Origin of the sequence: Caballeronia catudaia, assembly GCF_001544755.2 — a bacterium.
GTDB classification, from domain to species: domain Bacteria; phylum Pseudomonadota; class Gammaproteobacteria; order Burkholderiales; family Burkholderiaceae; genus Caballeronia; species Caballeronia catudaia.
This window is the reverse complement of sequence record NZ_FCOF02000023.1, coordinates 91,794-99,931: the sequence shown is the minus strand read 5'-3', so window position 1 is coordinate 99,931 and position 8,138 is coordinate 91,794. Positions and strand designations below refer to the sequence as shown.

Annotated in this window: 7 protein-coding genes; 4 read left to right on the top strand and 3 right to left on the bottom strand. The window is 63.0% G+C overall.

Annotation, left to right across the window (positions count from 1 at the left end; genetic code table 11):
- Both AWB75_RS22925 and AWB75_RS22920 read left to right on the top strand, forming a co-directional pair.
- Positions 1 to 551: thioesterase domain-containing protein (locus AWB75_RS22925; protein WP_456061783.1), on the top strand; the 551-nt coding region annotated here is incomplete at its 5' end.
- A 117-nt stretch (positions 552 to 668) separates the two neighbouring features.
- Complete coding sequence (locus AWB75_RS22920) at positions 669 to 1,646, top strand: GlxA family transcriptional regulator (RefSeq protein WP_061126337.1); 978 nt, start codon at positions 669 to 671, stop codon at positions 1,644 to 1,646.
- Here the strand turns inward: AWB75_RS22920 and AWB75_RS22915 are convergent.
- Complete coding sequence (locus AWB75_RS22915) at positions 1,643 to 2,803, bottom strand: porin (RefSeq protein WP_061126336.1); 1,161 nt, start codon at positions 2,801 to 2,803, stop codon at positions 1,643 to 1,645. The two genes, AWB75_RS22920 and AWB75_RS22915, sit on opposite strands and share 4 nt — an antisense overlap.
- 366 nt (positions 2,804 to 3,169) lie before the next feature.
- On the opposite strand from AWB75_RS22915, the gene AWB75_RS22910 reads away from it, so the two are divergent.
- Positions 3,170 to 4,483: a glycosyltransferase family protein gene (locus AWB75_RS22910; protein WP_061126335.1), complete on the top strand. Its 1,314-nt coding sequence runs from the start codon at positions 3,170 to 3,172 to the stop codon at positions 4,481 to 4,483.
- Positions 4,484 to 4,501: 18 nt separating this feature from the next.
- Here AWB75_RS22910 and AWB75_RS22905 read toward each other — a convergent pair whose 3' ends face one another.
- Both AWB75_RS22905 and betC read right to left on the bottom strand, forming a co-directional pair.
- Entirely contained in the window at positions 4,502 to 5,452 is a 951-nt protein-coding gene (locus tag AWB75_RS22905; RefSeq protein WP_061126334.1) for a choline ABC transporter substrate-binding protein, read from the bottom strand.
- A gap of 43 nt (positions 5,453 to 5,495) precedes the next feature.
- Positions 5,496 to 7,031 carry a choline-sulfatase gene (betC, locus tag AWB75_RS22900; protein ID WP_061126333.1) on the bottom strand — a complete coding sequence of 512 codons (1,536 nt, stop codon included), beginning with the start codon at positions 7,029 to 7,031 and terminating at the stop codon, positions 5,496 to 5,498.
- A gap of 128 nt (positions 7,032 to 7,159) precedes the next feature.
- Here betC and AWB75_RS22895 point away from each other — a divergent pair, with 128 nt between their 5' ends.
- Positions 7,160 to 8,071: a choline sulfate utilization transcriptional regulator gene (locus AWB75_RS22895; RefSeq protein ID WP_061126332.1), complete on the top strand. Its 912-nt coding sequence runs from the start codon at positions 7,160 to 7,162 to the stop codon at positions 8,069 to 8,071.
- Positions 8,072 to 8,138 lie beyond the last annotated feature (67 nt).

The window sequence follows — 8,138 nt, the reverse complement described above, 5'->3', positions numbered from 1 at the left end:
TCGAGATCGCGCAGCAGCTCGTCGCGGCGGGCGAGAAGATCGAGATGCTCTGCCTGCTCGACACCTACGTCCACGAGCACTGCCTGCCCCTCTCGCAATGGACGCGCCATCAGGCGGGCCTGGTCGCGGAGCGCCTGCGTGAATTGCGTTCGCTCGATGCACGCGGGCGCTTCGGCTACATGCGCGGCAAGGCCGCCGCGATCACCGATCGCGTGCGCGGGCGCATGGGCATGCGAACGGGCGCGGGAAGGCAGGCGCCCAAGCCTTCTGCCGAGCTGGCCGGCTTGCCGCCCGCGCTTCTGCGCGTGCGCGAATCAATGCGCGTCGCGATGACGAACTACAAGCCGCGTCGCTACGATGGCGGACCGATCGTCTACGTGCGCGCCACCTTGCTCGACGATTCGTACGGCGATCCGCTGCCGGTCTGGCAGCGCGTCGCGAAGCACGGCTTGCGCGTCATGAAGGTCGAGGGCCGGCACACCGACCTCGTCGTCGAGCCGCATCTCGCCACGGTCGCACAGACGCTCACGAACGCGCTCGCGAGCGGCTGAGCAGCGCGTTCGCACTGGCTGAATCCGGCCGCCCTTCGGGGCGCGCCGGATTGCGCGCGCTTCTTGCGCTTGATAACGTGGACGACCGCTCTTCGACCCGCCTTCAAGATCGATCCGATGTCCGCTCCGCACGATTTCCATTTCCTGCTCCTGCCCGAGTTTTCGTCGATCGGCTTCATGTCCGCGATCGAACCGCTGCGTGTCGCCAATCGCTTCGCGGGCGAGCTGTATCGCTGGCATATCCTTTCCGTCGATGGCGGCCCGGTCGCCGCGAGCAACGGCATCTCGCTCAATCCGGAAGGCGCGTTCGACAGCGTCGTCGATGCGCGCACCGTGTTCGTCGTGTCGGGCTTCGAGCCGCTGTCGCGCTATACGCGCGCGATCGGCGACTGGCTGAAGCGGCTCGATCGCGCGGGGGCGACGCTCGGCGGCATCGACACCGGAAGCTTCATCCTCGCGGAAGCGGGCCTGCTCGCGGGCAAGCGCGCAACGCTGCACTGGGAAGCGGCCGCGGCGTTCGCGGAACGCTATCCGTCCATCGAGACGAGCCAGGAGCTCTTCGAGATCGACACGCGGCGCATCACGTGCGCGGGCGGCACGGCATCGATCGATCTGATGCTCGATGTGATCGCGCGCGAGCATGGCGCGAGCCTCGCCGCGCAGGTGTCGGAGCAGTTCGTGCTGGGACGCATCCGGCAGCGCTCCGATCATCAGCGGCTGCAGATCGCCGCGCGATATGGGATCCACAACCGGAAGCTGATCCAGGTGATCGAGCTGATGGAGGAGAACATGGAAGAGCCGCTGTCGCCCGACGCGCTGGCGGAATCCATCGGCGTGACGCGGCGTCAGCTCGAACGCCTGTTCTGCGCTTCATTGAAGGACACGCCGACGCATTTCTATCTCGGCCTGCGCCTGACGCGCGCGCGCGAGCTGCTTCAGCAAACCGACATGTCGATTCTCGCGGTATGCGTCGCGTGCGGATTCGAATCGCCGTCGCACTTTTCGCGCACGTATCGCGTGCGCTTCAACACGAGCCCGCGGCAGGACCGCAGCGCATTGCGCGCCGTCGTTCCCGCGCGGCTCGCCGCGGCTTAGAAGGAATGCCGCATGCCGATACGCACATCGGCCTGGGTATTCGACGACGACGGCGTGAAGCTATAGCCGATCACCGCATCGATCGGACCGGATGCACGCAGATAATCGCCGGAGACATAGACATCCGTGCGCTTCGAGAGCAGATAGTGCAGCCCGAGCGAACCCTGATTCCAGTGATTGCCTTCGAAGCGCGTGTGCTGATAGCCCCCGTACAGGCTCAGGTCGGGCATGAAGCTGTATGACGCGCCGGCTTCGTACACCTGCATGTGCGAAGTCTGGCCGAGTCCCTTGATCGTCGTGTACGTGAAGTTGCCCGACAACATCAGCTTGTCGATGGTCCACGCGGCGCCCACCGCGAACGCGCCCTGCTTGTCGACGGGGAACGCGTTCGCACTGTAGAGATCGGTGACGGCGCCCGTGGCCGGATCGACGGTCACGGTCGGCTGGCCGAGGAACGTGCGCGCGCCGATCATCGCGTAGGGATCGAAGGCATAGATGCCATTGGGGTTGTTCAGCTGCGTATAGGCCGCGCCGACGTTGAAGGTGCTCGCCGCGTAATGCGCGCCCACGCTCCACGCGCTGTTGCGATGAAAGTTGCCCGCCTGATTCCCGAACGAATACATGCCACCGAACGTGAAGCCGCCGAAATCGTTCGACAGGAACTTGACCGAGTTCGGCAGACGGTCGCCGTTCATGCGGTCGAAGTCGCCCTGATGGATCGCATAGCCGCTCGCCCATGCGGAGATGTTGTAGAGATAGACGAACTCTTCGGTCATATCGAGCTGATTGCCGAGCGACAGGGTGCCCCACTGGTTCTTCAGTCCCACATACGCTTGCCGCCCGAACTCCGCGCCGCCGAACGCGTATTGACCGTTGCCCAGATGGAAGCCCGATTCGAGCACGAACACGGCCTGCAGGCCGCCGCCCAGATCTTCGACGCCGCGAAAGCCGATGCGGTTGCCGTAGGAAATGCCGTCGTCGAACTTGACGACGTGCGAGCCGCCCGTGTTGCTCACCCAGGTGATGCCTGCATCGAGAATGCCGTAGAGCGTCACGCTGCTTTGCGCATGCGCCGACAACGGTGCGCTCGCCGCGCCCGCAGCGAGCGCGAGTGCTGCGATCTTCCCGGCATGTCCCGTGGCATGTCCTTTTTTCATGTGCTCGTCCTTTGCTCGTCTTGATCGGTATTGCGTTGGAAAAAGCGATGCGGTGCCTCACGCGCACGGCGCGAAGGCATATCGCGATGACACTTGCGGAAACTGCTGAAGGCTGCGTTCGACCTGCTGCCCGACGCGATCCATCGTTGCGTCGACACATTCAAAAATAAGGGTCCATATATGTCGCGGCTCGACCGATTGCGACGAAAATCTGTCCAGTTGCGACTACTGCAATGCCGTGTTTCGCGCGTTTCGAACTTCTCTTATTTCAGACATGCCCGATAGCTCGTCCGGTCGGTGGTCCGGATACTTCTGAATCTGTAAAAAAACCGCATCACTGCAAGACCCGTTTCCGATCCGAACGACATGACCACACGCTGCCTGAGCCTCCTCCACGCCGACGCACCCGAAGTCCTCACCAATCACAAGCACTACGCTTCCCGCATGGGTTACGAGCATGCAACGGTCTCGATGGCCGGCATCCGGGGCGATGCGCATCAACTGCTGCTCAAGTACGAAGCGATCCTGCATCACCTGCGCCAAATGCCCGACATGGCGTTGCTCGTCTGCATGAGCGAAAACTGCATCGTGCTCAACGCGCATCCGGTCGAGCCGATCGCCGATGGCCGGCAACATACGCTGTTGAGCGCGTACGGCAGAGAGGAAACGCACCAGACGGAGGTGCAGATCTGGCGCAACACGCAGGCCATCCGGAACTTCATCGTTCACTGCATCGACCTGTGCAAGATCGGCAAAGAGCCAATGAACGAAGTCGCCCTGCTTGCTCCGCTCGATTACATCGAAGCAGGCGAGGTTGGCGGAATCATCGGCACGATGCATTGCGGCCCGCGCTGCGCTCCAGTCTGGCAGAACATGCCGAACGTCTGGACCCTCGCGCTCGGCGAGGAAGCCTTGTACGCCTTCATTCCTTCGAACTTTCGTGAAGCGGTGGCCGGACACATCAACGACTGTCAGCAGAGGAGCGCGCCGCTCTTCCAGTTCCCGGCCCAGACCGCCGGCGACAATGCGGAGCACAGCGTCTACAACCCCGGCAAGCCCATCGCGCTCGTCACCTACTACACGCCGAACGTGCGCGCGTATGGCGCCATCGCCGAAGAGAACATGCGCCGATATTGCGAGCGCCACGGCTATACGCTGTACGTCTATCGGCAGACGCCCGCCGAAGTCGGGCCGGGCACATCGGGAACGTGGCTCAAGCCGTGGTTCCTGCGCAAGCACCTGCCGGATCATGACTGGGCAATCTGGATCGATGCCGACATCCTGTTCTTCGATCAGAAGAAGCCGCTCGAACCGCTGCTCGCCGGGCGCGACATCCTCGCGGCGCATGACATCGGCCCGTGGGTCATCAACGCAGGCGTGCTCGGTTTCCGCCGCAAGCCCGCGACCCTTGCTTTCGTCGATGAGATTCACGCGCACGTGAGCGCGGCGCCCGACAAATCGAGCACGTATGCGAACGGCGGCGATCAGACCATCATCGCGAACCTGCTGACGGACCGTCTCGGCTGGAAACTCGAACACGGCATCGACTGCATGACCGTCAACACGCCGTGGTACTTTCAACAAGCGGACAGCCTGATGGTGCACTTCGTCGCGATCCACACGAACTTGCGCGCCGCGCTGATGGCCGCACAGGATCGCGCGAGCATGCAGCTCGGCTGAGCTCGCGCTTTCGCTTCCTCACTTCACGCCGAGCGCGGTCTGAACGGCTTCGAGCCCGTTGCCGCCGCTCGCCGTGGTCACGCCGTCGAGCCACGATTTCAGCAGTTCGGGATGGCGCTTCAACGCATCCGTGGCGGCGGCGTCGACATTGGTTTTCTTCTCCAGCACTTCGGTGATCACGCCGTTTTCCAGATCGACGTTGAACGCCATCTGTTTGAACAGCCGGCCCACGTTGGGGCATTGCTGTTCATAGCCGTTGCGCGCGACCGTATTCACCGTCGCGCCGCCGTAGTTCGGGCCGAAGTATTTGTCGCCGCCATCGAGATAGGCGAGCTTGAACTTCGTGTTCATCAGGTGCGGCTCCCACGCTAGAAACACGATCCATTTCTTGTCGCGCACCGCGCGATCCACTTGCGTGAGCATCGCGGTTTCGCTCGATTCGACCAGCTTCCAGTCGTTAAGACCGAACGCCTTGTCATCGACCATGCGCTTGATGTTCTGATTCGCGGGCGCGCCCGGCTCGATGCCGTAGATGCGGTTATCGAACTTGTCGGCGTTCTTCGCGAGATCCGCGAACGAATGCACGCCGGCCGCCGCCACGTAGTCCGGCACGGCCAGCGTGAACTTCGCGTTCGATAGATTCGGGCGCACCACGCCGATCGATTTCTCTTCGAAGAACGGCTTCACGAGCGGCGCCTGCGCGGGCATCCAGTTGCCGAGGAAGACGTCGATCTGCCCTTTCTTCATGCCCTGATATGTGATCGGCACCGACAGGTTCGCGATGTTCTGCCGATAGCCGAGCGCCTTCAGCACGATGCCGCTCATTGCATTGGTGGCGTCGATGTCGGTCCAGCCGGGACCGGCCATGCGCACCTGCGTGCACGATTGCGGTTCGGCGGCGAACGCGTGAGATGCCGCGCAGCAACTGAGCGCGGCGGCGAAGAGCGCATGGATGAAGCCCTTTTTCATGGTGCGTTCCTGTCGGATGTGGGGTGATGATGCGAAGCGCGCCTCAATGCTCGACGGCGGGAAATCGCGCCATCGCTTCGAGATCGTCGAGATCGATGTGATTGCGCATATAGCGCTGGCTCGCATCGACATGGGGCTGCCAGTCCCATGATTGAATCGTGCCGCGCGTCGTGGCGGCGAAATGGAAATGGCGGCGTTGCTGGCTCGTCAGCACGTCCTGATGCAAGGCGTCGAGATTCCAGCGGTTTCTGACTTCCGTGCGGCATTCGGCGACCAGCGCGGCGTGGCGCTCATCGCTCGCGAGATTCTCGCGCTCGAACGGATCGGCCTTCACGTCATACAGCTGATCGGGATCGACGCTCGTGTGAATGAACTTGAAGCGCCCGCGCCGAATCATCACGATGGGCGCGATCGCGCCTTCCGCGAGATATTCGCCGATGGCTTCGTCATGGCCACCGGTTTCGTTCAGATGCGGCACGAGGCTGCGGCCATCGATGCTATCGGGCCATGATTGCGGCGCTTCTCCGCGCGCGAATTCGACGAGCGTCGGCAGCACGTCGAGATGCGAGACCGAATCCGCCACGCGATGCGCGCGGAACTGCTTCGGCGCATGCACGATCAGCGGCACGCGGCAGCCGCCTTCGAAGAACGTCATCTTGTACCAGAGGCCGCGCTCACCGAGCATCTCGCCATGATCCGACGTCACGACGATGATCGTATCGTCGGCGAGGCCCGCCTGTTCGAGCGCTTCGAGAATCGACGCGAACTGGTCGTCGACGTAGGACACCGCGCCGTAATACGCGCGCCGCGCATTGCGAATCTGCCGCTCGGTCGGCGGCGTGCGGTCCGCTTCGTACACGTGACGCAGGCGCTTCGAATGCGGATCGCATGCTTCGAACGAATCCCGATACGAAGGCATGTCGATATCCTCATCGCGATACATGTCCCAGTACTTGCGCGGAATCGCGTACGGGTCGTGCGGATGCGTGAGCGACGCGATCATCATGAACGGCCGCGCGTCCTTGCCCGCGTGGCGCTCGCGCGCGATATCGAACAGCTTCTGACGCGCGGTGAAGGTCACTTCGTCATCGAAGTCGAGTTGATTCGTTCGCACGCACGGGCCGGCGTCGATCACGGAGCTCATGTTGTGATACCACGTCGGGCGCGCGTCGAAGTTCCGCCAGTCGGGTGTCCAGCCGAAATCGGCGGGATAGATGTCGGTCGTGAGACGTTCCTCGAAGCCGTGCAACTGATCCGCGCCGCAGAAATGCATCTTTCCCGAGAGAATCGTGCGATAACCTTCGGCGCGCAGATAGTGAGCGAAGGTGAGCGTTTCGGACGGGAATTCGGCGGCGTTATCGTAAGCGCCAATATTGGAAGGCAGCTTGCCCGCGAGGAGCGAGAAACGCGAAGGCGCGCACAACGGGCTTGCGCAGTAGGCGGACTCGAACACGACCCCTTCGCGCGCGAGCGCATCCATGCGCGGCGTCTTCGTCACACGGTTGCCGTATGCGGAGAGTGCGAAGGGCGTGAGCTGATCGGCCATCAGCACAAGGATATTTTGTTTCGTCTCAAGCATGAAAGCGTGCCTCGCATAGAATCGAAATAAACCGGCTCGAATGTTTCGACGAGCGTTGAGCATCACTATTGCCGTTCAATTCGCGTCTGTGAAGACAGTAAATCGTTATGCGTTCATAAGGGGGAGTTATGCCGCGGCCGGACCGTCTGCCACCGATGCAGGCGTTACTGATGTTCGAATCCGCCGCGCGTCTCGCGAGCTTCACGGCCGCGGCGCGCGAGCTCGGCTCGACGCAGCCCGCCGTGAGCCAGCGCGTCGTGCAACTGGAGGAATCGCTTGGCGCTGCGCTGTTCGAGCGCGGGCATCGCGGCGTCACGCTGACAGAAGACGGCGCGCGTCTTTTCGATGCGGTGCGTCAGGGCCTCGGCGTGATCCGCGCCGCCACCGCCGATATCCGTTCGCGTCATGCGCAGCGCACGCTGACGCTATCGACGGACTTCGGCTTCGCCACATATTGGCTGATGCCGCGCTTGCAGCAATTCAAGGCGCTGATGCCCGATGTCGATGTGAAGATCATCACGTCGCAGAGCCTGCCGAGCGCGTCGGGCGATCATGCGGACGTGCTCATTGCGTTCGGCGAGTCGCGCACCGACTGGGGCGCGAAAAGCGCGGTGAAACTCCTGCCTGAACGCGTGATGCCGGTCTGCAGCCCTGCGCTCGTCGCGGATAGAAGCGGGCCTGTTTCGCCAGCGGATCTCCTTACGCTGCCGCTGCTGCATCTCGAACCGACTTTTCCGGAGCGCTGGCTTTCGTGGAGTGGATGGTTCGAGGCGCATGGCCTGGCCGCCCCGCCCACGCATGGCGGCTTCACGTTCAACAGCTACGCGCTCGTCGCGCATGCGGCGGTGATGGGGCAGGGCGTCGCGCTTGGCTGGGCGCCGCTCGTCGATGAACTGATCGCGACGGGCCAGCTCGTCGCGCTTAGCGATACGCCACTCGTCACTGATCGCGGCTATGTGCTCGTCACGCCGCGCGAGCCGTCGGCTGCGGTGCGCGCGTTCAGCGAGTGGCTGCTCGATGAATGCGACGTGGTCGGCTGACGCTTATCTGACGTTTTCGTACTATTGGCGCGGCGGTTCGCTTCTATACAGAGAGCGCTCGCGTTTG

Bases quoted from the DNA above. Each gene is read 5' to 3' on its own strand.
- betC (WP_061126333.1), bottom strand. From the start codon at position 7,031: ATGCTTGAGACGAAACAAAATATCCTTGTGCTGATGGCCGATCAGCTC.
- AWB75_RS22910 (WP_061126335.1), top strand. From the start codon at position 3,170: ATGACCACACGCTGCCTGAGCCTCCTCCACGCCGACGCACCCGAAGTC.
- AWB75_RS22895 (WP_061126332.1), top strand. From the start codon at position 7,160: ATGCCGCGGCCGGACCGTCTGCCACCGATGCAGGCGTTACTGATGTTC.
- AWB75_RS22915 (WP_061126336.1), bottom strand. From the start codon at position 2,803: ATGAAAAAAGGACATGCCACGGGACATGCCGGGAAGATCGCAGCACTC.
- AWB75_RS22905 (WP_061126334.1), bottom strand. From the start codon at position 5,452: ATGAAAAAGGGCTTCATCCATGCGCTCTTCGCCGCCGCGCTCAGTTGC.
- AWB75_RS22920 (WP_061126337.1), top strand. From the start codon at position 669: ATGTCCGCTCCGCACGATTTCCATTTCCTGCTCCTGCCCGAGTTTTCG.